Origin of the sequence: Lysobacter avium, assembly GCF_015209745.1 — a bacterium.
GTDB classification, from domain to species: Bacteria; Pseudomonadota; Gammaproteobacteria; order Xanthomonadales; family Xanthomonadaceae; genus Novilysobacter; species Novilysobacter avium.
On the sequence record NZ_CP063657.1, the window covers coordinates 396,153 to 417,408 of the forward strand.

Consider the following 21,256-nt stretch of genomic DNA (forward strand, 5'->3'; position numbering starts at 1 on the left):
CGCGGAATCGCGCCCGTCGCCTCGCTATGCTGTGCGGTCATTTGGTCCGGACGACACCCATGCGCGAGGCCCTGGTATTTGGTGGCAGCGGCCAGATCGGCAGTGCACTGCTCGCGCGCCTGGCGCCGGCCGAGTGGCGGGTGACTGCGGTGTCGCGCCAGGCCCGTCCAGAAAACCCGGACGAGCCCGGTAACGGCGTGCGCTGGCTCACCGGCGAGCTGGACGCACCGCCCGCCCTGCCAGCGCGGGTCGACGCGATCTTCAGCTGCGGTCCGCTGGACGGCTTCGCGCGCTGGTACGCCGCTGCCGGAATGGACGCGGCGCGGGTGGTGGCCTTCGGCTCCACCAGCGTGGAGACCAAGCAGCGCTCCGACGACCCCTTCGAGCGCGACCTGGCGGCACGGCTGGCCAACGCCGAGCACGCGTTGTTCGCCCGCGCAAAGGAGCGCGGCGCCGCATTGACCATCCTGCGCCCGACACTCGTCTACGGCGTGGGCCGCGACGCCAACCTGACCCGGATTGCGGCGCTGGCGCGGCGCTGGGGGTGGTTTCCGCTGCCAGGCGGCGCGACCGGGTTACGCCAGCCGGTGCACGTGGCCGACCTGGCCGAAGCCGCGTTGGCATGCCTCGACCGCCCGGCCAGCCACGGCCGCGCCTACGCGGTGCCGGGCGGGGAGTCACTGAGCTATCGCGAGATGGTGGCGCGCGTGCTGGCCTGCCTGCAGCCGCCGGCACGCCTGCTGGAACTGCCACGTCCGCTGTTTGCTCTGGCGCTGCACGCTGCCCGCATCAGCGGCCGGGCCAGCGGGCTCGGCGATGCCGCGATCGCACGCATGCAGGACGATCTTGTTTTCGATCCCGGTCCCGCGCAGCGCGACTTCGACTACTGTCCGCGACCGTTCGAGCCGGTCGATGCGATGTTCCGCCGTCCCTAGATATCGCGCGCCAGCGGCATCGTGCGCGCCTTGCGCAGCGCCCGCAGCGCCACGCCCAGCACACCGCCGAGCACCATCGCGCCGCCGATGAACAGCCGCGGCCCCGGGCGGTCACCCCAGAACGCGATGCCCAGCCCGACCGCGATCACCGGCGTCAGCAGCAGCCACGGCGTGACCTGGGCGACCGGGTAGCGCTGCATCAACACGTAGTACAGGCCGTGGCCCAGCAGCGAGGACACCAGCGCGGCGTAGACCACGCAGGCCCAGGCCACCCAGCTCGCCGACGGCAGCGTCGCAAAGCCGCCCGGCTCGATCGCCGCGCTGATCGCCAGCAGCGGGAAGATCGCGATGATCGACGTCCAGCCCTGCATGCTGAAGGTGTCCAGCCCTTTCAGGCCCTTCATCAACACCGTGCCGATGGCCAGGAACAGCGCGGCCGCGAGCATCAGCAGCACTGCCATCCAGTTGCCCAGCACCGAGGGATCCAGTCCCAGCACCAGCACGCCGGCGAAGCTCACCGCGATCGCCAGGCCTGTACGCCAGGCGAAGCGCTCGCCCAGCACGACCCACGCCAGGATCGCCGTCATCGGGATGTAGCTTTGCACCACGATCGCCGGCGAGGACAGGTCGCCGGACATCTTCAGGGCGACAAAGCTCAGGCCGAAGTGGGCCACGCCGATGCACAGGCACACACTGATCAGCCGCGGCCACTGCCCCGGCGGCGGCCGTTTGGTCCAGAACACCAGGGCGGCACCGAGCGCGGCAAAGCGCAGCGCGGTGAACAGGAAGGGCGGAATCTCCTGCAGCGCGATCGCCGAGGTGAGGAAGTTGCCGGCCCATGCGAAACAGATCAGCAGGACCAGGGAAATATCACGCGGGGACATGCGGGCTCAACGAATTGCGCCCGCGGTGCGGGCAGGGGAGTGGTACTGCGGGGAAACGTACTGCGGAAAAACGTGCGCGATCGTGCCGGAAGTGCTGTGCCGGCATGGCTCAGTAGCACAGGCCCATCTTGCGGTAGAGCTTGGACAGCACCCAGGCCGGGCCGATCAGCAGATAGGTCAGGTCGGTGAGGAAGCTGGGCTTGCGACCCTCGATTTTGTGACCGACGAACTGGCCGATCCAGGCGACCACGAACACCGCGATCGCGCTCCACAGCAGCGCGCGCATGCCGTGGGTCTCAAAGATGTAGCCCGACAGCAAGGCCATCAGCAGGAACATCCCCAGCATCCCCAGTCCCAGCCGGCGCGACTGGCGGTAATAGAACAAGGTGGCGGCAACGATCGCCAGGCCGGCCCAGAATCCGGGCCGGAACCAGGTGCCCGGGGCCGGGATGCACCACAGCAGCGCCACCACGCTCCAGGCAATTGCCGGCACGCAGACCACGTGGATCCACTGGTTGGTGCTGTTGCGATGGTCGTCCGAGTAGCTGGCAAACCAGCGGTCGATCCTGCGCGTGCCTGCGCCCATGTCACCTGCTCCCTGCGATGGTTCCGCGCCGGCCATCAGTCGACGCTGATGCCGGCCAGCTTCTGCAGCGCATCCGCGTAGCGCGCGCGGGTGCGTTCGATCACCCCGGCCGGCAACACCGGTCCGGGCGGCATCTTGTTCCACTCCAGCGTTTCCAGGTAGTCGCGCACGATCTGCTTGTCGTAGCTCGGCGGGCTGCTGCCGACCTGGTACTCGTCCGCCGGCCAGTAACGCGAGGAGTCCGGCGTCAGCATCTCGTCCATCACATACAGATGGCCGTCGACGTCGGTGCCGAACTCGAACTTGGTGTCCGCCAGCAGGATGCCGCGCTCGGCGGCAAAGTCGGCGGCGAAGCGGTACAGGCGCAGGGTCGCATCGCGCACCGCCTCGGCCAGCTCGGCGCCGCACAGGCGCACGGCGGTATCGAAGTCGATGTTCTCGTCGTGCTCGCCGGCGTCGGCCTTGGTGGAGGGAGTAAAGATCGGCTTGGCCAGTTTTTCCGCCTGGCGCAGGCCGTCGGGCAATTCGATGCCGCTGATGCGACCGGTGCGCTGGTAATCCTTCCACCCACTGCCGATCACGTAACCGCGGGCGATGCACTCGATCGGCACCGGCTTCAGGCGTTTGGCGACCACCGAGCGGCCCACGTACAGCGACGGATCCACACCGGCGGGCAGCACCGAGGCGACATCGATGCCGGTCAGGTGGTTGCGCGCGATGTGCTCGGTTTTGTCGAACCAGAAATTGCTGATCTGGCAGAGCATCTCGCCCTTGCCCGGGATCGGATCGGGCAGCACCACGTCGAACGCGCTCAAGCGGTCGGTGGCGACGATCAGCAGGTAGTCACCCGGCGGAGTGTCGGCAGGCAGGGACGCGGACGGCAGGTCGAACACATCACGGACCTTGCCGCGGTGGCGCAGCGGCAGGCCTGGCAGATCGGATTCGGATAGCGAACGTCGCAGCATGGTCGTGGACAAATGGAGCCCCTCGGTGTCACGCACAGCATTGCAGAAACCTGCCGCGGAGCGCCGCTGGATTCGCGCGCCGGCGCGACAGGGCCGGCCAGTGTACGCCGGGTCGGGGCGGCGTGCAGGTACACTGGCGATCGATCCACGACCGTCCCCGGAGCGCGATGAAACGCTGGTATGGAAAACTGCTGGGCCTGTTTGCCGGAGCCGCCTTGCTGCGGTTCAACCCCTTGCTGGGCGGCCTGGTAGGCCTGCTGATCGGCCACGCGTTCGACACCGACTGGTTCCAGCTGCGCCGGGACAATCCCTATGCCGTGCTGGGCCTGACCCCGGAGGCCACCCAGGCCGAGGTCGAGCAGGCCTATCGCCGCTTGATCTCCCAATACCACCCTGATCGGATGCCCGGCGTCGCCGATGAGCTGCGCAAGCAGGCCGAGATCCGGGCCGGCGAGATCAACCGCGCCTACAAGCAGATCAAATCCAAACGTCCGCGCGCCTGAGCCTTCCACGAGTCCCGCCATGCAGCCTACCGTCATCGCCCCGTCCATCCTCTCGGCCGACTTCGCCCGCCTCGGGGAGGAAGTCGACAACGTCCTCAAGGCCGGTGCCGACTGGGTCCATTTCGATGTGATGGACAACCATTACGTGCCCAACCTGACCATCGGGCCGATGGTCTGCCAGGCGCTGCGCAAGCACGGCGTCACCGCGCCGATCGACGTCCACCTGATGGTCGAGCCGGTGGATCGCCTCGTGCCCGACTTCGCCAAGGCCGGGGCCAGCATGATCAGCTTCCATCCCGAGGCCAGCCGCCACGTCCACCGCACCATCCAGATCATCAAGTCGCACGGCTGCCAGGCCGGCGTGGTGCTCAATCCGGCGACGTCCCTCGACGTGCTGGACTGGGTGCTGGAGGACCTCGACATGGTCCTGCTGATGTCGGTCAATCCCGGATTTGGCGGCCAGTCTTTCATCCCCGCGACGCTGGACAAGTTGCGCGAGGCGCGCCAGCGCATCGATGCCATCGGCAAGCCGATCCGCCTGGAAATCGACGGCGGGGTAAAGCCCGACAATATCGCCGAGATCGCCAAGGCCGGCGCCGATACGTTTGTCGCCGGCTCGGCGATATTCAACGCGCCTGATTACGCCGAAGTGATCGGGCGGATGAAGGCGGCGGTCGAAGGCATTCGGGAATGAAACCGCGGACAGTTTTGGCTTGACTTGATTTATGGGGATCTATCCCCGAGTATAGGTGACGCATACACAGGAGAGGTCCGTGAGCGTCCCCGCCAACGAGGTTTTGAATCTCCAGTCCGACCAGACCCGCAAGGACCTGGCGCGCACGGTGGCGGCGCTGTTCGAAAAATGGGGACTCTCGGCTGAGGAGCAGTTGATCCTGCTCGGCATGAGTCCGGAAAGCCGGAAGGTCCTGCCGCAGTACCGTCGTGGTGAAAGAGCGCTGCCTAACGCGCCCGACACGTTGGCCCGGGTCGGCTACCTGCTGGGCATCCACAAAGGCCTGCGCCTGCTTTTTCCGGAAAGCGAGGCCCTGCGGTTTGGCTGGGTGAAACTGCGCAACCGGGTGCTGGAAGGCCACACGCCGCTGGAAGTGATGTTGACCGACGGCCTGCTGGGGGTCGCGCGCATCGCGCGCTTCATCGATTTCCAGCGGGGCCAGTAGTGGAGGTTCTGGACACGCTGTCCCGCGTGGACGCGCAGCTGTTCCGGAACATCACTTCACTGCGACTCAGCGAAAATCTCTTCGATGATCTGGTGCCCGACCGGGCCGGCCAGGACGCGGCGATCGCGGCCGAGATGGCCGTGCGAAAGACCGCCCCGGGCGTGATCGAGCGCGGCCTGTATTACTCGCAGGCCATCGACTACCCCTTCGCCAGCGACCCGGTCGTAGGCTCGCGCTTTGGCGACGGCACGATCCGCGTCTGGTACGGCGCCTTCGACGACGCAACCGCGCGCGCGGAGACGTGCTGGCACGCGCTGCGCCAGGGCAACGACCTGATCGACCCGCCGGAAACCGTGTTCGTGCGCTACCGGGCGGTGTACACGGTGCGGGCGCGGGGGCTGTTTGCCGACCTTCGCGGCAAGGAGGTCGCCTTCCCCGAACTGGTGGGTGATGACTACGCGCCGACCCAGCCGATCGGCCGGTATGCCGCCAACCAGGGGCTGGCCGGGCTGGTCTATCCCTCGGCCCGTTGGCCCGAGGGCGAGTGCCTGGCCGCCTTCCGCGCCGTGCCGCTCTCCGACGCCGCGCTGGCGTACTACCTGACCTACCGGATCGACCTGGATACGCAGACGGTCGCAATCGAGCGGACCCCCGGTGTGGTCGACCAGCGCCTGCACATCAGCGAGCTGCGGCGCTCACGCTGATCAAGATCGCGAGGACACCAGCCGCCGATCGCTTCGCGCGTTACCCAGCGCTCGCGATGCGTTGATGATCGTCGCAAGGTCGACCACTTCCTGCAGCGCCGCGCCAAGGATCGCCGGCAGGAACCCGAACGCCGCGAACAACATCAGTCCGACGCTCAAGGCGATACCGAGCCAGATGCTCTGCAGCGCCACCTGCATGGTGCGCTGGGCGATCGCCATTGCCGTCGCGGTTTTCGACACGTCATCGACGGTGATGATCACATCGGCCGACTCGCTCGCCGCCGTCGCGCCCCGGGCGCCCATGGCGATGCCGACGTCGGCCACCGCAAGCACCGGCGCATCATTGACGCCGTCGCCGACCATGACCACCGGCCGCTCGCTGATCGCCTGGACGATCCGGACCTTGTCTTCCGGCAGCAGTTCGGCCTGGATGTTGCCGATCCCGAGATCGCCGCCCACGTGGCGGGCCGTGGCGTCGGCGTCGCCGGTGAGCATCAGGACGCGCTCGACGCCCAGCGACAGCAGCCGATCGATGGTGGAGCGGGCATTTCCCCGGACCCGGTCGCTGAGCAGGATCGTGCCGGCGAAGCGGCCATCGACGGCGACGTAGACCGCCAGCTCGCCGCTGGCAATCGACGCCGCGCGCGCCTCGGGTGCGAAGGACGCGACGAACGCCAGCTTGCCGACCACGACTTCGCGCTGGTCGATGGTTGCGACGACGCCGTTGGTCGCCTCCTCGCGCGCCTCCGCGGCCTCGCGCGGGGTCAGGCCGCGCTCCTGCGCCGCTTCCACGATCGCCGTGGCCAGCACGTGCGAGGAGTACTGTTCGGCCGAGGCGACGAGGGTGAAAAGCTCGTCCTGCTCGAAGTCGGCGGCGGGCTGCACCGCGACCACGGTCGGGTCCCCGTAGGTGAGGGTACCGGTCTTGTCGAAGGCGACCGTGCGCGCGCGCGACAATTGCTCCAGCGTGCCACCGCCCTTGACGATGATGCCGTGCCGGGAGGCCCGGCTCATGCCGCCCATGAAGGCGACCGGGGCCGCGATCAGCAGTGGGCAGGGGGTCGCAACGACGAGCACCTCGGCAAATCGCACCGGGTCCCCGGACACCCACCAGGCGATCCCGGCAATCAGCAGCGATCCGAAGGTGAAGGGCACGGCGAAACGGTCCGCCAGCCGCACCAGCGGCGCCCGGCTCTCCGCGGCCTCCTCGACCAGCGCGACGATGCGCTGGTACTGGCTGTTGCTCGCCGCCGCCGTGGCCTCGATGACGACCGCAACCTCGCTGTTGAGCGAGCCGCTGAGCACGGCGGCCCCGCGGCCGCGCTCGACCGGAAGGCTCTCGCCGGTCAGCGATGACTCGTCGAAGCTGCCGCTCGCCGACACCAGCACCCCATCCACCGGAACGACTTCCGACGGCCGCACCAGCAGGCGATCGCCAATGGCCACCTCCGATACCGGGACGTCCTCGACCTGACCATCCTCGCCCAGCATGCGGTGGGCATCGCGGGGCGCACGATCCAGCAGGGCGCCGAGCTCCCTGCGCGCGCGGCCGGCGGCGTACTCCTCCAGCGCCTCGCCGCCGGACAGCATCAGCACGATGACCAGACTGGCCCAGTATTCGCCGACCGACACCGTGGCAATGATCGCCATGATCGCCAGCACGTCGATGCCCATCCGCCCGGCCAGCAGGTTGCGCAGCATCCCTACGGCCTGCGACGCGGCGATGGCAAGCGCGAACGCGCTGATCAGCCAGCGGGCGACGTTGCGCTCGGCAAGGACGCCCTGCCCGAACAGCTCGATCGCACCGGCGATGATGCCGACCAGCAGGGTGAGGGCGACGATCGGATAGCGCCTGGTCAGGCTGGCGACTTTGTTCATGCTGTCGGTCAAGCTCCCAAGCCGCTCATTACGGCGTGTTCGGTTTCAGCCTTCGTATTGCTGCCCCAGCGCCAGCAGTTCCGGCGTGCCGATCAGCTCGTTGAGCTGGTCGAAATCCAGCATGGCGTCCTTGAACGGCGCGGTGCTGTGATGGCTGTGCAAGCTGGCATAGTAGCCGCGAAGGGTATGCGCCACCGCGCGCGCGGTGCCGCCGGGGAAGATCACGATCCGGTAGCCGATCTCGCCAAGCACGTCCGAGCTCTGCACCGGGGTCTTGCCGCCTTCGACCATGTTGGCCAGCAGCGGGATCCGATCGGCGAAGCGGGCGCAGACGATGTCCATCTGCTCGCGACTGCGGACCGCCTCGATAAACAGCGCGTCCACGCCGCACTCCAGGTACGCCTCGGCACGGTCCAGCGCCGCCTCGAAACCTTCCACGGCAACGGCGTCGGTGCGCGCGAGGATCAGGGTCTGCTCGCTGCTGCGCGCGTCCAGCGCCGCGCGCAACTTGCCGCACATCTCCCCGACCGGAACGACGCCCTTGCCGTCCAGATGCCCGCAACGCTTGGGAAAGGTCTGGTCCTCCAGCTGGATCATCGCGGCGCCGGCGCGTTCAAACGCGCGCACCGTGCGCTGCGTGTTGAGCGCATTGCCGAAGCCGGTGTCGGCATCGACGATGACCGGCGTGCGGACCCGCTCGGTGATGCGCGCCAGGGTGTCAGTGACCTCGGTCGCAGTGGTCAGACCGATATCGGACCGGCCCAGCCGCGTGTAGGCGATGGAGGCGCCGGAAAGGTACAGCGCCTCGAACCCGGTCTGCTCCGCGATCAACGCGGTGAAGGCATCGTAGATGCCGGGCACGAGGATGGCGTTTGGCTGCTGCAGGCGTTGCTTGAGGGTGGTTTTCATTCGCACGGATCAAAGGCGGGGAATTGAAGAGGTATAGCGCCACGCGCCGGTGCCCGCGCTCGGGGCGCGGGATGTCCGGACATTTGGGCTGGGCGGGTCAGAGGATACCGAGTCTCGGTGGGCTATGCCCGCGCTCGCCTGAAGGTCGATCAAGCGGATATCGCTCAAGCTTCGCACGGGCAGGAGGATCCGTTTTGGGGGTCGCTTCGAATGCGACCTGAGGCTACTCATCGGTCCCTCTTTTCCATCGGGTTTTCGACCGACGCAGAACGGTGACTAGAACTCCCTAACCAGCGGATAGGCAACTCCCTCGAACTCCTTTGCCGGGTCATCAATCAGCAGGTCGATGATGATCGGCATGAGGGTCATGAGGATCGATGCACCATCCCGGACCTGGGCGCGGTTGGCGCCGCTGTTCCAGGTCGCGCCGCCATGGACGAGTTGGTTGCGCAGGACGTAGAGCCGATCCAGGACGATGGAGAGCACCACATCCGTCTGCCGTCCCATCAGCGCCTTCATGGCGACCCGCTTGCTGGCGGCGAATTGGGTTTCCCAACGATCGCTGCTGTCGTGCTCGCGCATTGCCCGCCAATAGGGCTCGAACACGAACCGGTTCTCGATCATCGTGCGGATGGGGCCAGTGAACTTCTGGAACGCCGCGTCCTGCAGGCGGCCTTCCTGATCATTCGCCAGCACTCTGCCAATGAAGGCGCGCGTCTGCTCACGCTCGCTTTGTTCGAAGCCGAAGTCGGCCGCATAGGCGGCATTCAATGAGATCCACAGAAAGATGAACTGCGCATCCAGGTCCGCCGTTTCCTGCTCGGCCCGCGCCAGCCAGCTGATCGCCCGATGGATCCGCACCCGCAGGTTCTCGGGCTGGTTATCCCTGACGTGTCGGTGTTTGGCCTTGAGCGCTTCTGCGTTGAACGTCATGACATTTCCCCCTGAACGTGTCGCAATGTGTGAGACGTCTTTGCTGCATCGTCGCACCTGATGTCAACCACAGGGGGAGAGTGAGATGAGCGACCGCAGCCATATCAGCGTGATCCTGGACCGCACCGGATCCATGCAGGACATTCGCGACGACGTCGTGGGGGGATTCAATGCGTTCCTCGCGGCTCAGAAAGCCAGCCCCGATCCGGCGACTTTCACCTTGGTGCAATTCGACTCGCAGGATCCCTACGAGGTGCTGCACCGCGGCGTCGGCATTTCCGATGTGCCGCCGCTGACCCTGGCCCAGTACGTACCTCGGGGCGCAACGCCGCTCTACGACGCCATGGGGCAGGGCATCCTCGAGCTGGAGGCGGGCTTGGCGGGGATGGCTGACGACGAGCGGCCCAACAAAGTCATCTTCGTGGTGGTCACTGACGGGCAGGAGAATGCCAGCCGCGAGTTTGATCGGGCCCGGTTGTCGAAGTTGATCGCAGCAAAGAAAAAGATTGGGTGGGATTTTGTTTTCCTCAGCGCTGATCTTGAAGCATTCGAAGATGCCGACCGTATGGGGGTGGAACTCTCGTCCCGGCTGATGTTCAACAAGTCCAAGCAGGGCAACGATCGGGCCTGGTCAGCGGCCTCGGCGAGGATTCTCGATCGGCGGTCAGGCGTTTCGGCGTGTGTGGCTTTCGATGAGGTGGATCGGAAAGCCCAGGACAATCCGGACTAGCAGCTGATGAAGCACGATCGGGCCGTGTCGCCGGACCTGCTGCGCGAGATCCGCAGCCAATTCCGGCTCGACTGGACTGGACACCATGGCTTCCCGCACTGGGCGCGCGTCTATCGCCATGGCCTCTACGTTGGCCGGGCGGTGGGCGCGGATTTGCGGGTCGTCGAGTTGTTCGCGTTCCTGCATGACTCGCAGCGGGAGAACGAGTACACCGATCCCGAACACGGTTCCCGCGCGGCCGACTATGCCTGTTGGCTTCGATCCAAAGGAAGGTTTGAGCTTGATGCGCCGGCTCTCGATTTGCTGGTGGCCGCCTGCCAGGGGCACAGCGACGGGCACCAACTGGCAGATCCGACCGTCATGGCGTGCTGGGACGCGGACAGGCTGGACCTGGGGAGGGTGGGGATCCGCCCGGACCCGCGCCGCCTGTGCACTGCTCCCGCCCGTGATCCCGCTTACCTGGCGCGTGCGTGGCGTCGTGGCGTGGCGCACCGGGACCGCATCCACCGGATGGCGCACTAGCGTCTCCGATCATCGCCCACAAAAAACCCCGCAGATCCGCGGGGTTGGCCGGCATTCCGGGTCTCGACCCGGAGTCATCGTCGTGTGGTGGCTATGGGTGGACTCGAACCACCGACCCCAGCATTATGAGTGCTGTGCTCTAACCGGCTGAGCTACATAGCCGACGATCTTCCGCCGCAAGCGCGCAGCGAGCCGGGAATTTTGAGCGCGCCGGGGGGCATTGTCAAACCTGACTGGACCGGGCCCCGTCGCTTGTGGGATGGCGGGGGGCGTGGCAGAGTCAGAGTCAGTCCAATCCGGAGTCCGTCTCGTGATCGATCCGGACGGTTATCGCCCCAATGTAGGCATCGTGCTGATGCATTCCGACGGACGCCTGTTCTGGGCGCGGCGGGTGCATAGGGATGGCTGGCAGTTCCCGCAGGGCGGGATGAACACCGACGAGACGCCGGTGGAGGCGATGTATCGCGAGCTGCGCGAAGAGACCGGCCTGCAACCCGACCACGTCGAAGTGCTGGGCGCCACGCCCGGTTGGCTGCGCTATCGCCTCCCGCAGCGCTCCATCCGTCGCAACGATCGCCTGGTGTGCATCGGCCAGAAGCAGGTGTGGTTCCTGCTCCGGCTGACGGGCAAGGAGTCCGACCTGCAGCTGGACGTCACTGAGAAGCCGGAGTTCGACCACTGGCGTTGGGTCGACTTCTGGTACCCGCTGGAGCATGTGGTGACGTTCAAACGCCACGTCTATGCCAGTGCACTGCAGCACCTCGCCCCGTTCGCGCGCCACGTCGCCGGTGATCAGGCAGTACCGCCAGCCGGGCCGGTCCTGGCAGGGTGGTCGCGCCATCGCAGCAGGCCCCGTCCCACGCGACAGCACCCGGCGCAGGGCGGCAAGGGCGGCTGAAACGCGCTCCAGACTGAACCCGAACCCGCAGCTGATTGACAATCATTCGCATCTGTAGTGTGATTGCGATCGTAGCCGATCCGGCTGCCAACCCGGTCCAGTCAACGTGTACGTCTGTATCTGCAACGGCATCACCGATCACGAAATCCGCCAGGCCGCCGAGGCGGGCTGCGACTCCATGGCCGAACTCACCATGCGCACGGGCGCCGGTTCGTGCTGCGGCAGTTGCGTGGACATGGCCAGTGAGATTCTGGACGAGACCCGCGCCGCGCGTGCGCTGCCACTGCCGGTGCTTCGACAAGCCGCCTGAGAACCTTCGCCGCTGATCCTGCAGGCGACAATGGTTCGCGCTTGCAGCTGCACCCGATTCGCATTCCGCCGATCCATGGCATGACCGTTTAGAGTGGTGAGATCCCCACGCAAAAACGGAGCATTGCCATGAAGGGCGACGCCAAGGTCATCGAGTCCCTCAACAAGGCGCTCTACAACGAGCTGACCGCGATCAACCAGTATTTCCTGCACGCCAAGATGCTGAAGAACTGGGGCCTGAAGGAACTGGCCGACCACGAGTACGAGGAATCCATCGACGAGATGAAGCACGCCGACCAGCTGGCGGAGCGGATCCTGTTCCTCGATGGGCTGCCGAACTTCCAGGCGCTGGGCAAGCTGCGCATCGGTGAGAACCCGCGAGAGGTGTTCAACTGCGACCTGGCGCTCGAGATGGACGGACTGCCGCTGCTGCGCGACGCGATTGCCCACTGCGAAAGTGTCAGCGACTACGTCAGCCGCGAGCTGTTTGTCTCGATCCTGGAGTCCGAGGAAGAGCACGTCGACTGGATCGAAACCCAACTCGGCCTGATGGACCGCCTGGGCGACCAGAACTACCTGCTGACCCGTACCCAGAAGTAACCCGGATTGAAGTAACCCTCAACGCTGTGGGGTCGCGGCGGCGGATCGGCGACGGCGGAAGATCATGCGCCAGACCCACCACAGCACGAGGGCCAGCACGATACTGGTCGCCACGACCAGCCCGAAGGCCACCCACGGGTAGCTGAACACCAGTGCCAGCCCGCCTACGGTGGCGACATCCTCGGTGAGGCTGGCCGTCCAGTTGGTCACCGGCTCGGGCGAGGTATTGAGCACCGCCCGCGAGCCGGATTTGAGCGCGTGGCTGGCAAACGCGACGCCGGCACCGGTGGCCAGTGCGCCCGCCCCGAGGCTGCCGTCGGGTGACATCGCCGCCGCGGCCAGGAACGCACCCGCGGGAATGCGCAGCACCGTGTGCAGCAGGTCCGACAGTGAATCCACCCCGGGGATCTTGTCGGTGAGGAATTCCGCTGCCGCCAACACGCCCGAGATCCCCATCACCCAGGGCGATGCGGTGACTTCCAGGGCCTGGGGCAGGTCCAGCCAGCCGAAGAATCCGGCCAGCCCGATCCCGAACACCGTCATGTAGACGCGAACGCCGGCCAACCAGGCGAGAACTACGCCAATTGCGAACAGGTGCGCATCAGACATCGGGCAACCTCGCTAGAATCGGGGCCGGGTATGGGGAAAACAGAAACCACACGTTATGTGATCGTGCCGCATCGGCGCGGTCGCCGCACGATGTTGCTGTCGGCGCTCGTCGCCGGCTGGCTGGGATCACTGCTGCTTGTCTGGGCGGCGACCAGTCTGCATGCGGCGCCGCAGCTGCCGGGCCTGAAGACCGCCGCGGCCACGGCGCAAACCGAGCTGGCCGCGGCCAGGGCCAGCCTGCACGAACTGAGCCAGCGCGCGGCGACGCTGGAGCGCTCCGACCAGATCAGCCGCGTCGCCAACCAGGAGCTGCAGGAAGAAATGTCCCAGCGCGAGGAAGAAATCAGCGGCCTGCGCGCCAACCTGGCCTTCTATGAGCGCGTCGCCGGGCCGGCCGCCAAGCAGCGCAAGGGGCTGACTGTGCATTCGCTGGAGTTCAAACCCGAACGCGCCGGCACGTGGCGCTATCAGGCGGTGCTGACCCAGAACCTGGCCCAGGGCGCGATCAGCAGCGGCAAGCTGCGCTTCGCCATCGAGGGGGTACGCGACGGCAAGTTGGCCACTGTCGGTTGGACCGATCTCCACCAGAGCAGCGCCGCGCCGCCGCAGGACTACGCGTTCCGCTACTTCCAGCAGCTCGAAGGCAGCGTCATGTTGCCTCCCGGGTTCACGCCGCAACGGGTGCGCGTCGCATTGCGCGGCGGCAGTGCCAACGTCGACCAGGCGCTGGCGTGGACCCAATCACCGCAACATGGAGAGACCTGACATGCTCAAGAAGAAGGCGAGTGTTCCCGCCAGCCAGATCGATACGCTCATCGGTGCCCAGGTGGTGATCCGGGGGGATTTCCACTTCAGCGGCGGTCTCTACGTGGAGGGGCGAGTCATCGGCAAGCTGATTGCCGACGACGGTGAGAAAGCGGTCCTCACCCTGGCCGACAACGGCATCGTGGAGGGCGAAGTGCGCGCGCCGGTGATGGTGATCAACGGCACGGTCAACGGCAACGTGTACGCCACCGAGCGCATCGAGTTGGGTTCCAGGGCGCGCGTCGACGGCAATGTGCACTACAAGGTGGTGCAGATGGCGGCGGGCTCGGTGTTGACCGGTCGGCTGTTGCATGTGGATTCCGAGCACGCCTACGCCGGTGTGGAAGAGATGGCCGAAGCTGAAGGGATGCCCCGCCTGGCGACCGTGAACGGCTGACGCTCAAGCAACACCGGGGTAGGCTGGCCGCAGACGCCCAGCCGGGGCGGAGCGACCGATACCCCGCCATGAACCCATCCGAACCGCCTTCGGAACCCAGTCCCACCGAACCTGCAGACTCGTCGACTCTCGCGCCGGCGGACACTCCTACGGAGTCGCCCGAGGCCGCGCGCGAGCGGGATGGGCACGATTCGAGCGGACGCGACCCCAACGTGCATGACTCCACCGCGCACGGCCCGGCGCCGGAGCACAGGCCGCCGTCAGCCGGGTTGTCTGCGCCACCGGCGGCCATGCTCTGGGGCGTGCTTGCCATCGCGGTGCTGTTCGGCGGCTGGGGACTCTGGCGCGCGCTTGGGGGGGGTGGTGATGTGCATGCGCGGCTGAGCGCCAGCGAGCAGAGCAACCAACAGTTGCAAGCCCGCCTGGACGAGATGCAACAGAATGTCGCCACCCTGACCCGCTCCGACCAGATCAGCCGGGACGCCAATCGCGACCTGCAGGGCGCGCTGGCCGAGCGCGAAGAGGAAATCGCCGGCCTCCGCGCCGACGTCGCCTTCTACGAACGTCTGGTCGGCGCGACCTCGCAGCGCCGCGGCCTGACCGTGCATGCCTTGCGGATGTCGCCGCAGAACGGCAACGCGTGGGAGTTCCAGACCACCCTGACCCAGAACCTCAACCGTGGTGCGGTCAGCAGCGGCCGGCTCAGCCTGGTCATCGAAGGCACCCTGGACGGCAAGCGCGAGGAACTGGTCTGGAGCGAGCTGCGCCAGGGGGATGAGGCAGGGGGTACCCCGTTCTCGTTCAAGTACTTCCAGCAGATCAAGGGCGACGTGTTCCTGCCCGACGGGTTCGCGCCGGTACGGGTGACGGTCAAGCTGCAACCGCGGTCGGGCTCGCCGATCAGCGAGTCCTTCAACTGGTCGGAGGTCATCGGCAACGGCCCGCAGGGCGGTGTCCCGCCCGCCGAAGCTGACTGAAGCGCGCGCAAGGTCGCGGCGAGCTTGAATGCCTGCTGGTAACCCCCCATCCTGAGTGGATGGACAGTCAGTTTATTCCGATGCCCGGCCTCGACAGCGCCCCGGGATACCAGTCGCTCGACAACGCGTTGCAGTTCACCTCCGCCGCCGCCGCGAAAGCGGCCGAGCTGGTGGCCGAGGAGGGCAACCCCGCGCTCAAGCTGCGTGTGTTCATCCAGGGCGGCGGTTGCTCGGGCTTCCAGTACGGTTTCGAGTTTGACGAAGAACAGGCCGAGGACGACCTCGCGGTGAAAACCGATGCCGCCACCCTGCTGGTGGACCCGCTGAGCCTGCAATACCTGATGGGCGCGGTGGTCGATTACACCGAAAGCCTGCACGGCGCGCAGTTCGTGATCCGTAATCCGAACGCGAAGACCACCTGTGGCTGCGGTTCCTCCTTCGCCGCGTGACGGGTGACGGGGCGCCGTTCGCATTCGTTGAGACCGGCGCATTTGCCGGGATAGACGCCGCGTTCCGTCGCGGCGACAGCACGCTTTTGCCGCATGCCGACCAGCCCGAGTGCCACGGGGCGCTGGACCGTGCCGATCGCCTTCGTGGCGATCCGAGGGCACTGGCCGGGCTGTGGGCGAATGCCCGGGTGCTGCTGCTGGACGACGACGGCCGCGCGCTTGCAGAAGCGGATGGCAGCCTGTTCGCACCGACCGGGGCACAGATCAGCCAGGGACCCGGCGGCACCGGTGCGGCGATTTTCCTCGGCGTCGATGGCAGCGGGCGCGGCTGGTTCAGCCTCGACGCGAAGCTGGTGGCCCTGCACGCGCCCCGGCGCGTCGACCTGCGGACCGCGGCCGCTGAGTGGCCGGCGTTCGAGGCCGGCGTGTACGCGCAGGCACGCGCCCTGCAGCACTGGCGTGGCCGCTACCGCTACTGCAACGTCTGCGGCGGAGAGATCGGGTTCGAGCGCGGCGGCTGGCTCGGTCGCTGCCACCAGTGCGGCCAGGAGCATTACCCGCGCACCGACCCTGCAGTGATTGTCGCGGTGACCGACGGTGAGCGCCTGTTGCTGGGTCGGCAGCCGGGATGGGCGCCGCGCCGGTATTCGGTGCTGGCGGGATTTGTCGAGCCCGGGGAGACCCTGGAGCAGACCGTCGCGCGCGAGGTCATGGAGGAATCCGGCGTGCGCGTGCGTGCGTGCCGCTACCTGGCCTCACAGCCGTGGCCGTTTCCCGGTCAGTTGATGCTCGGCTTCATTGCGCTGGCACATCCCGATGAGCCGCAGGTCGATGACGAGCTGGAAGACGCGCGCTGGTTCAGCGTGGACGAGGTGCGTGCCGCCACTGCCGGTGATGTCGACGACGGCAGCAGCCTGCGCCTGTCAGCCACCATCTCGATTTCGCGCTGGTTGACCAACTGCTGGCTGCAGACGATGGACGCCAAGCGCACCAGCACGCCACGCTGAGTCTGGCCGGTCGCCGGCAGCGACTGCGGCGCGCGTCCGGCACCCGCAGTGCCGCTAGAATCGGGGAATGTGCGCAATCGAAGCGCCGCGCTATCGCGCGACCTGAACTGCGCGGCGTGAACCCGGAGGAACCCAGCCAATGTCCATCACCCTGATCGCCACCATCGTGGCGCTCGTCCTGGGCCATCTGGCACCGTCGTTCGCGGCCACCGTCCGCAATTTCGGCTGGTACCGCGACCTGATCGCCTGGTGCAACGGTCGCTTTGGCGAGGACGGATTCTGGCGGGGTCGCTGGGGCGTCGTGCTGATCCTACTGCCACCGGTGCTGGTCATCGGCGTGTTGCAGGCGTCGGTGGATGGCGGGCTGTGGGGGATTGCCGGGCTGTTGTTCGGTACCGCGGTGCTGTTCCTGTCCTGGGGGCCGCGTGATCTGGACCGCGATGTCGATGCGATCCTGGACGCTCCCGACCGCCCCAGCAGGCGCGAGCGCATCGCGCAGATGGTCGCCGAGGCGCAGACCCCCGGTGGCGGCTCCGGCCTGGTGGAAGCGGTGTTCCGCAACGCCCTGCGACGCTGGTTCGGGGTGCTGTTCTGGTTCCTGGTGCTCGGCCCCGTGGGCGCGATCACCTATCGCCTGAGTGTGCTGGCCGCGGTCGGCCCCATCGCCGGCGAGGTGCCGTCCACCACCCGCGAGGGCGCGCGCATCTGGCTGGCGGTTCTGGAGTGGCCGGTGGCGCAGTTGATGACCCTGTCACTCGCGCTGGTGGGCAACTTCGATAGCGTGCTGAGCGCGTGGCGCAACGCCGAGGGTGCGTCCTTGCGGCTCAGCAGCCGCTTCCTTGGCGCCGCGGCGCGGGCCAGCGTCAACAGCGAACTGAGCGAGCAGGGCGATGTCTGGGTATCGGATGAGGAAGACACCGAGAGCGGGATCGTTGCGCCTGCAGTCGGCATTGCGCCCCCGGACCTCCCCGAGCTGCGCGATGCCATGAGCCTGGTCTGGCGCAGCCTGCTGGCGTGGCTGGCGGTGCTGGCGCTGTTCGTGATTGCCGGGTTCGTCAGCTGACCTAACGAGGTCAGACCGCGCTCAGGCGTGATCCCCGCGCAGTTCGCGCACCTTCGCCTCCAGCATCCCGGCATCCACCTGCGCGCCGTCCATCGGCGCCGCGGCAACCACTTCGACCCGCGCGCGGAAGCCACGCGGGGCGCGCATCCGCCCCAGCCGTCCCGCTTCTGCGCGAGCGCTGCGCCGGCTCCACATGCTGGTCCACATGCCGCGCAGCGCCATCGGGATCACCGGGACGGGGCGGCGTTCCAGGACTTTCTCGACCCCCGCCTTGAAGGTGGCGATTTCCCCGTCCCGGGTCAGCGAGCCTTCGGGGAAGATGCAGACGATCTCGCCCTCGGCCAGCGCCGCGTCGATATCGTCGAACGCACGCTGCATCAGCTCCGGATTCTCGCGCGCACCGGCAATCGGGATCGCCTTGGCGGTGCGGAAGAACCAGTGCATCACCGGCACGTGGAAGATCCGGTAATACATGACGAAGCGCACGGGCCGCGGGATGCAGGCGGCCAGGATCAGCGCGTCCATGTAGCTGACGTGGTTGCAGACCACCAGCGCTGCGCCCTCGTCGGGAATGCGGTCGATGCCGCTGGGCCGCAGCCGGTACAGCGTGCGCACCAGCATCCAGCTCAGGAAGCGCATCAGGAATTCGGGAACGATGGTGAAGATCCACAGCGCCACCGCCGCGTTGGCGATGGCCAGTGCCAGGAACACCTGCGGGACGTCGAGCTCGGGCATCGGCACGCGCACGCCAGCCACCTCGAAGGACGGCAGTTGCAGCGTGAGTCCGAGCACCGCGGCCAGCACGATGAAGCCCGAGTTCTGGATGTTCAGCCCGGCGAACACGCGCGACATCTCGGACTTGGGCGTACGGCTCTGGATCAGCGCAAACAGCGGCACCACGAAGAACCCGGTGAACAGGCCGATGCCGAGCAGGTCGATGGTGGTCCGCCAGCCGCCCGGTTGCTGCAGGAAGCCCATTACGTCGAGGCCGGTCAAGCCCGCCGCGTCGGGCCGCGAGAGCGACAGATCGAGCAGGAACGCGGTCATGCCGAACGCGCCCAAGGGCACCAGCCCGATTTCCACCGTGCGCGCCGACAGCTTCTCGCACAGCAAGGAGCCCACGCCGGTGCCAACCGAGAACATCGCCAGCGCGAAGATGTAAAGCGTCGCCGAACCGCCCAGGTTGACCTCCGCGTAGGTGGGCAGCTGCGAGGTCAGCACGGTGCCGACGAACCAGAACCACGACACGCCGAGCACCGCGTTGCGCACCGCCAGTTGCTTCTTGGCCAGGCGCAACACGGCAAAGGATTCGGGAATAGGGTTCCAGTTGATCTTCAACTCGGGCGCACCCGCGCTCGCCGGCGGAATGGCCCGGCTGACCAGATGCCCCGTGACGGCCAGCGCAATCACCAGCGCGCCGGCGACCCACGGTCCGTTGTCGCCGGCGGCGTTGAACACCATGCCGCCGATGATCATCCCGACCAGGATCGAGATCGAGGTGCCCATCTCGACCAGCCCGTTGCCGCCGGTCAGCTCGCGCGGGTGCAGCACGGTCGGCAGGATGGAGTACTTCACCGGGCCGAACAGCGTCGACTGCAGGCCGGTGCCGAACAGGGCAACCAGCAGAACGGTCAGGTTCTGGGTCATGAAGCCAACCGCGGCCAGCGACATGATGGCGATCTCCATCGCCGTGGTGATCCGGATCAGCCTGGACTTTTCGACCTTCTCCGCGATCTGCCCCGCGAGCGCGGAGAACAGGAAATACGGCAGGATGAACAGCGCCGGCGCCAGGTTGGTGTAGAGCGTCTTGTCGGCGCTGCTCACCCCCAGCCAGAACAGCATGCCGATGATAGCTTGCCGGTAGACGTTGTCGTTGAACGCGCCCAGCGCCTGGGTCAGGAAAAACGGCAGGAAGCGGCGCTGGCGCAGCAGTGCGTATTGGCTGTGCGAGCTGCCCGGTGGCGGCGTCCCGTCTGCCGGCGGCGTTCCGTCTGCCATGGAATTCCCCGAAATAATGCCGGCGAGACTAGCAGACCGGTTGCGTGCAGCGGTGCGCGAGCGACTCATTCCCGCCCGCTGGTCCACTCCGATCGCGAGCTGATGTCAGTCGCGCGCGATCGCCCGCCAGCCGATGTCGCGGCGGTGGAACTCCCCGTCCCAATGAATCCGGTCAACGACCCGGTACGCATTGCGCTGCGCGGCCGCCACATCCTCGCCGAGTGCGCACACGCAGAGCACGCGGCCGCCGGAGGTGACAACCCGGCCGTCCACCAGCCTGGTGCCGCCGTGGAAGACCTTGCTGTCGCCGCCGTTGTCGGTCTCCGGCGGAATGCCGGCCGGGAAACGGATCACGTCGCCGGTACGCGGCGTGTCGGGATAGTTCGCCGCCGCCATCACCACTCCCAGCGAGGGTCGCGGATCCCACTGCGCCTGCTCCTGGTCAAGGCGCCCATCGATGCCAGCCTCGATCAGATCGAGCAGATCCGACTGCAGGCGCAGCATGATCGGCTGGGTCTCCGGATCACCGAAGCGGACGTTGAACTCGATCACCTTCGGCGTGCCGTCGGCGTCGATCATCAGTCCGGCGTAGAGGAAACCGGTAAACGGGATGCCGTCGGCGGCCATGCCCTGCACGGTCGGCTCGACCACCTCGCGCATGATCCGCGCGTGGATCTCGTCGGTGACGACCGGGGCGGGAGAATAGGCGCCCATGCCGCCGGTGTTGGGGCCGGTGTCGCCGTCGCCGACGCGCTTGTGGTCCTGGCTGGTCGCCATCGGCAGCGCGGTCACGCCGTCCACGAGCGAGATGAAGCTGGCTTCTTCGCCGGTCAGGAACTCCTCGATCACCACCTGCGACCCGGCCGCGCCGAACGCGTTGCCCTGCAGCATGTCGATGACCGCCGCTTCGGCCTCGGCCAGCGTCATCGCCACGATCACGCCCTTGCCGGCAGCGAGGCCGTCGGCCTTGATCACGATCGGCGCGCCTTTCTCGCGGACGTAGGCGAGCGCAGCATCGACCTCGGTGTGGACGGCGTAGTACGCGGTGGGGATGCCGTGGCGGGCGAGGAAGTCCTTCGCGAACGCCTTGCTGCCTTCCAGCTGGGCAGCGGCGGCGCTGGGTCCGAAGATCCGGTGGCCGGCGGCGCGGAAGCGGTCAACGACCCCGGCCACCAGCGGCGCTTCGGGCCCGACCACGGTCATGTCGATGTTTTCGCGGGCGGCGAGCTCGAGCAGGCCGTCAATGTCCGTCGCGGCCAGATCGACGTTGCGGCACTTGGCCTCGGTCGCGGTGCCCGCATTGCCCGGAGCGACCAGTACCTCGGAGACGCGCGCTGACCCGGCCAGCTTCCACGCCAAGGCGTGCTCACGGCCGCCGGAGCCGATGACGAGGATTTTCATTGCGGTGTGTTCCCTGA

General features: G+C 67.2%; 25 protein-coding genes and 1 tRNA gene. 16 read left to right on the plus strand and 10 right to left on the minus strand.

Annotated features, from left to right (window positions below):
* The first annotated feature begins 59 nt into the window (after positions 1–59).
* Positions 60–935: an NAD-dependent epimerase/dehydratase family protein gene (locus tag INQ42_RS01740; RefSeq protein WP_228064411.1), complete on the plus strand. Its 876-nt coding sequence runs from the start codon at positions 60–62 to the stop codon at positions 933–935.
* On the opposite strand, the gene INQ42_RS01745 is transcribed toward INQ42_RS01740, so the two are convergent.
* The 3 genes from INQ42_RS01745 to INQ42_RS01755 form a co-directional block, all read right to left on the minus strand.
* Positions 932–1,819: a DMT family transporter gene (locus INQ42_RS01745; RefSeq protein WP_194034892.1), complete on the minus strand. Its 888-nt coding sequence runs from the start codon at positions 1,817–1,819 to the stop codon at positions 932–934. The two genes, INQ42_RS01740 and INQ42_RS01745, sit on opposite strands and share 4 nt — an antisense overlap.
* A gap of 109 nt (positions 1,820–1,928) precedes the next feature.
* A complete protein-coding gene (locus tag INQ42_RS01750) occupies positions 1,929–2,405 on the minus strand; it encodes an Mpo1 family 2-hydroxy fatty acid dioxygenase (protein ID WP_194034893.1) in 477 nt (158 codons plus the stop codon).
* A gap of 35 nt (positions 2,406–2,440) precedes the next feature.
* The gene (locus INQ42_RS01755) at positions 2,441–3,382 is read right to left on the minus strand and encodes a phosphoribosylaminoimidazolesuccinocarboxamide synthase (protein WP_194034894.1); all 942 of its coding nucleotides are present in this window, start codon (positions 3,380–3,382) and stop codon (positions 2,441–2,443) included.
* Positions 3,383–3,537: 155 nt separating this feature from the next.
* Here INQ42_RS01755 and INQ42_RS01760 point away from each other — a divergent pair, with 155 nt between their 5' ends.
* The 4 genes from INQ42_RS01760 (at position 3,538) to INQ42_RS01775 (ending at position 5,755) form a co-directional block, all read left to right on the plus strand.
* Positions 3,538–3,873 (plus strand): J domain-containing protein, encoded by a 336-nt coding sequence (locus INQ42_RS01760; protein WP_193985691.1) that lies wholly within the window; start codon positions 3,538–3,540, stop codon positions 3,871–3,873.
* Between the two features lie 19 nt (positions 3,874–3,892).
* Positions 3,893–4,567, plus strand: a complete 675-nt coding sequence (rpe, locus tag INQ42_RS01765) for a ribulose-phosphate 3-epimerase (protein ID WP_194034895.1) — start codon at positions 3,893–3,895, stop codon at positions 4,565–4,567.
* Between the two features lie 79 nt (positions 4,568–4,646).
* Positions 4,647–5,051 (plus strand): antitoxin Xre/MbcA/ParS toxin-binding domain-containing protein, encoded by a 405-nt coding sequence (locus tag INQ42_RS01770; protein WP_194034896.1) that lies wholly within the window; start codon positions 4,647–4,649, stop codon positions 5,049–5,051.
* The gene (locus INQ42_RS01775) at positions 5,051–5,755 is read left to right on the plus strand and encodes an RES family NAD+ phosphorylase (RefSeq protein ID WP_193985696.1); all 705 of its coding nucleotides are present in this window, start codon (positions 5,051–5,053) and stop codon (positions 5,753–5,755) included. Before INQ42_RS01770 ends, INQ42_RS01775 begins: the two co-directional genes overlap by 1 nt.
* Here the strand turns inward: INQ42_RS01775 and INQ42_RS01780 are convergent, their stop codons facing one another.
* From INQ42_RS01780 to INQ42_RS01790, 3 genes are all read right to left on the minus strand, one after another.
* Positions 5,756–7,633 carry a heavy metal translocating P-type ATPase gene (locus INQ42_RS01780; protein WP_194034897.1) on the minus strand — a complete coding sequence of 626 codons (1,878 nt, stop codon included), beginning with the start codon at positions 7,631–7,633 and terminating at the stop codon, positions 5,756–5,758.
* Between the two features lie 45 nt (positions 7,634–7,678).
* Complete coding sequence (locus INQ42_RS01785; protein ID WP_194034898.1) at positions 7,679–8,542, minus strand: isocitrate lyase/PEP mutase family protein; 864 nt, start codon at positions 8,540–8,542, stop codon at positions 7,679–7,681.
* Between the two features lie 276 nt (positions 8,543–8,818).
* The gene (locus tag INQ42_RS01790) at positions 8,819–9,475 is read right to left on the minus strand and encodes a HEPN domain-containing protein (protein ID WP_194034899.1); all 657 of its coding nucleotides are present in this window, start codon (positions 9,473–9,475) and stop codon (positions 8,819–8,821) included.
* Positions 9,476–9,560: 85 nt separating this feature from the next.
* Here INQ42_RS01790 and INQ42_RS01795 point away from each other — a divergent pair, with 85 nt between their 5' ends.
* Positions 9,561–10,205, plus strand: a complete 645-nt coding sequence (locus INQ42_RS01795; protein WP_228064412.1) for a vWA domain-containing protein — start codon at positions 9,561–9,563, stop codon at positions 10,203–10,205.
* Positions 10,206–10,211: 6 nt separating this feature from the next.
* The gene (locus tag INQ42_RS01800) at positions 10,212–10,727 is read left to right on the plus strand and encodes an HD domain-containing protein (RefSeq protein WP_194034900.1); all 516 of its coding nucleotides are present in this window, start codon (positions 10,212–10,214) and stop codon (positions 10,725–10,727) included.
* Between the two features lie 85 nt (positions 10,728–10,812).
* On the opposite strand, the gene INQ42_RS01805 is transcribed toward INQ42_RS01800, so the two are convergent.
* A tRNA-Met gene (locus INQ42_RS01805) sits at positions 10,813–10,889 on the minus strand.
* Positions 10,890–11,037: 148 nt separating this feature from the next.
* Here INQ42_RS01805 and INQ42_RS01810 point away from each other — a divergent pair.
* The 3 genes from INQ42_RS01810 (at position 11,038) to bfr (ending at position 12,534) form a co-directional block, all read left to right on the plus strand.
* Entirely contained in the window at positions 11,038–11,625 is a 588-nt protein-coding gene (locus INQ42_RS01810) for an RNA pyrophosphohydrolase (protein WP_194034901.1), read from the plus strand.
* Positions 11,626–11,731: 106 nt separating this feature from the next.
* Positions 11,732–11,935, plus strand: a complete 204-nt coding sequence (locus tag INQ42_RS01815) for a bacterioferritin-associated ferredoxin (RefSeq protein ID WP_194034902.1) — start codon at positions 11,732–11,734, stop codon at positions 11,933–11,935.
* A 128-nt stretch (positions 11,936–12,063) separates the two neighbouring features.
* Complete coding sequence (gene bfr / locus INQ42_RS01820) at positions 12,064–12,534, plus strand: bacterioferritin (RefSeq protein WP_194034903.1); 471 nt, start codon at positions 12,064–12,066, stop codon at positions 12,532–12,534.
* Between the two features lie 18 nt (positions 12,535–12,552).
* Here the strand turns inward: bfr and INQ42_RS01825 are convergent, their stop codons facing one another.
* On the minus strand, positions 12,553–13,143 hold the full coding sequence (locus tag INQ42_RS01825) for a DUF4126 domain-containing protein (protein ID WP_194034904.1): 591 nt from the start codon (positions 13,141–13,143) through the stop codon (positions 12,553–12,555).
* A gap of 90 nt (positions 13,144–13,233) precedes the next feature.
* On the opposite strand from INQ42_RS01825, the gene INQ42_RS01830 reads away from it, so the two are divergent.
* The 6 genes from INQ42_RS01830 (at position 13,234) to INQ42_RS01855 (ending at position 17,840) form a co-directional block, all read left to right on the plus strand.
* On the plus strand, positions 13,234–13,908 hold the full coding sequence (locus tag INQ42_RS01830) for a DUF6776 family protein (RefSeq protein ID WP_228064413.1): 675 nt from the start codon (positions 13,234–13,236) through the stop codon (positions 13,906–13,908).
* Position 13,909: 1 nt separating this feature from the next.
* Positions 13,910–14,344, plus strand: coding sequence for a bactofilin family protein (locus INQ42_RS01835; RefSeq protein ID WP_194034906.1), 435 nt, complete (start codon positions 13,910–13,912; stop codon positions 14,342–14,344).
* 68 nt (positions 14,345–14,412) lie between these two features.
* Positions 14,413–15,321 (plus strand): DUF6776 family protein, encoded by a 909-nt coding sequence (locus tag INQ42_RS01840; RefSeq protein WP_228064414.1) that lies wholly within the window; start codon positions 14,413–14,415, stop codon positions 15,319–15,321.
* Positions 15,322–15,380: 59 nt separating this feature from the next.
* Positions 15,381–15,770 carry an iron-sulfur cluster insertion protein ErpA gene (erpA, locus tag INQ42_RS01845; RefSeq protein ID WP_194034907.1) on the plus strand — a complete coding sequence of 130 codons (390 nt, stop codon included), beginning with the start codon at positions 15,381–15,383 and terminating at the stop codon, positions 15,768–15,770.
* 86 nt (positions 15,771–15,856) lie between these two features.
* The gene (nudC, locus tag INQ42_RS01850; protein WP_194035704.1) at positions 15,857–16,777 is read left to right on the plus strand and encodes an NAD(+) diphosphatase; all 921 of its coding nucleotides are present in this window, start codon (positions 15,857–15,859) and stop codon (positions 16,775–16,777) included.
* A 139-nt stretch (positions 16,778–16,916) separates the two neighbouring features.
* Positions 16,917–17,840, plus strand: a complete 924-nt coding sequence (locus INQ42_RS01855; protein WP_194034908.1) for a cobalamin biosynthesis protein — start codon at positions 16,917–16,919, stop codon at positions 17,838–17,840.
* Positions 17,841–17,861: 21 nt separating this feature from the next.
* Here INQ42_RS01855 and INQ42_RS01860 read toward each other — a convergent pair whose 3' ends face one another.
* Complete coding sequence (locus INQ42_RS01860) at positions 17,862–19,838, minus strand: MFS transporter (RefSeq protein ID WP_194034909.1); 1,977 nt, start codon at positions 19,836–19,838, stop codon at positions 17,862–17,864.
* 105 nt (positions 19,839–19,943) lie between these two features.
* Positions 19,944–21,239, minus strand: coding sequence for a phosphoribosylamine--glycine ligase (gene purD, locus INQ42_RS01865; RefSeq protein WP_194034910.1), 1,296 nt, complete (start codon positions 21,237–21,239; stop codon positions 19,944–19,946).
* Positions 21,240–21,256 lie beyond the last annotated feature (17 nt).

Bases quoted from the DNA above. Each gene is read 5' to 3' on its own strand.
- INQ42_RS01740 (WP_228064411.1), top strand. From the start codon at position 60: ATGCGCGAGGCCCTGGTATTTGGTGGCAGCGGCCAGATCGGCAGTGCA.
- INQ42_RS01745 (WP_194034892.1), bottom strand. From the start codon at position 1,819: ATGTCCCCGCGTGATATTTCCCTGGTCCTGCTGATCTGTTTCGCATGG.
- INQ42_RS01750 (WP_194034893.1), bottom strand. From the start codon at position 2,405: ATGGGCGCAGGCACGCGCAGGATCGACCGCTGGTTTGCCAGCTACTCG.
- INQ42_RS01760 (WP_193985691.1), top strand. From the start codon at position 3,538: ATGAAACGCTGGTATGGAAAACTGCTGGGCCTGTTTGCCGGAGCCGCC.
- rpe (WP_194034895.1), top strand. From the start codon at position 3,893: ATGCAGCCTACCGTCATCGCCCCGTCCATCCTCTCGGCCGACTTCGCC.
- INQ42_RS01780 (WP_194034897.1), bottom strand. From the start codon at position 7,633: ATGAACAAAGTCGCCAGCCTGACCAGGCGCTATCCGATCGTCGCCCTC.
- INQ42_RS01785 (WP_194034898.1), bottom strand. From the start codon at position 8,542: ATGAAAACCACCCTCAAGCAACGCCTGCAGCAGCCAAACGCCATCCTC.
- INQ42_RS01790 (WP_194034899.1), bottom strand. From the start codon at position 9,475: ATGACGTTCAACGCAGAAGCGCTCAAGGCCAAACACCGACACGTCAGG.
- INQ42_RS01795 (WP_228064412.1), top strand. From the start codon at position 9,561: ATGAGCGACCGCAGCCATATCAGCGTGATCCTGGACCGCACCGGATCC.
- INQ42_RS01800 (WP_194034900.1), top strand. From the start codon at position 10,212: ATGAAGCACGATCGGGCCGTGTCGCCGGACCTGCTGCGCGAGATCCGC.
- bfr (WP_194034903.1), top strand. From the start codon at position 12,064: ATGAAGGGCGACGCCAAGGTCATCGAGTCCCTCAACAAGGCGCTCTAC.
- INQ42_RS01825 (WP_194034904.1), bottom strand. From the start codon at position 13,143: ATGTCTGATGCGCACCTGTTCGCAATTGGCGTAGTTCTCGCCTGGTTG.
- INQ42_RS01830 (WP_228064413.1), top strand. From the start codon at position 13,234: ATGTTGCTGTCGGCGCTCGTCGCCGGCTGGCTGGGATCACTGCTGCTT.
- INQ42_RS01835 (WP_194034906.1), top strand. From the start codon at position 13,910: ATGCTCAAGAAGAAGGCGAGTGTTCCCGCCAGCCAGATCGATACGCTC.
- INQ42_RS01840 (WP_228064414.1), top strand. From the start codon at position 14,413: ATGAACCCATCCGAACCGCCTTCGGAACCCAGTCCCACCGAACCTGCA.
- erpA (WP_194034907.1), top strand. From the start codon at position 15,381: ATGGACAGTCAGTTTATTCCGATGCCCGGCCTCGACAGCGCCCCGGGA.
- INQ42_RS01855 (WP_194034908.1), top strand. From the start codon at position 16,917: ATGTCCATCACCCTGATCGCCACCATCGTGGCGCTCGTCCTGGGCCAT.
- INQ42_RS01860 (WP_194034909.1), bottom strand. From the start codon at position 19,838: ATGGCAGACGGAACGCCGCCGGCAGACGGGACGCCGCCACCGGGCAGC.
- purD (WP_194034910.1), bottom strand. From the start codon at position 21,239: ATGAAAATCCTCGTCATCGGCTCCGGCGGCCGTGAGCACGCCTTGGCG.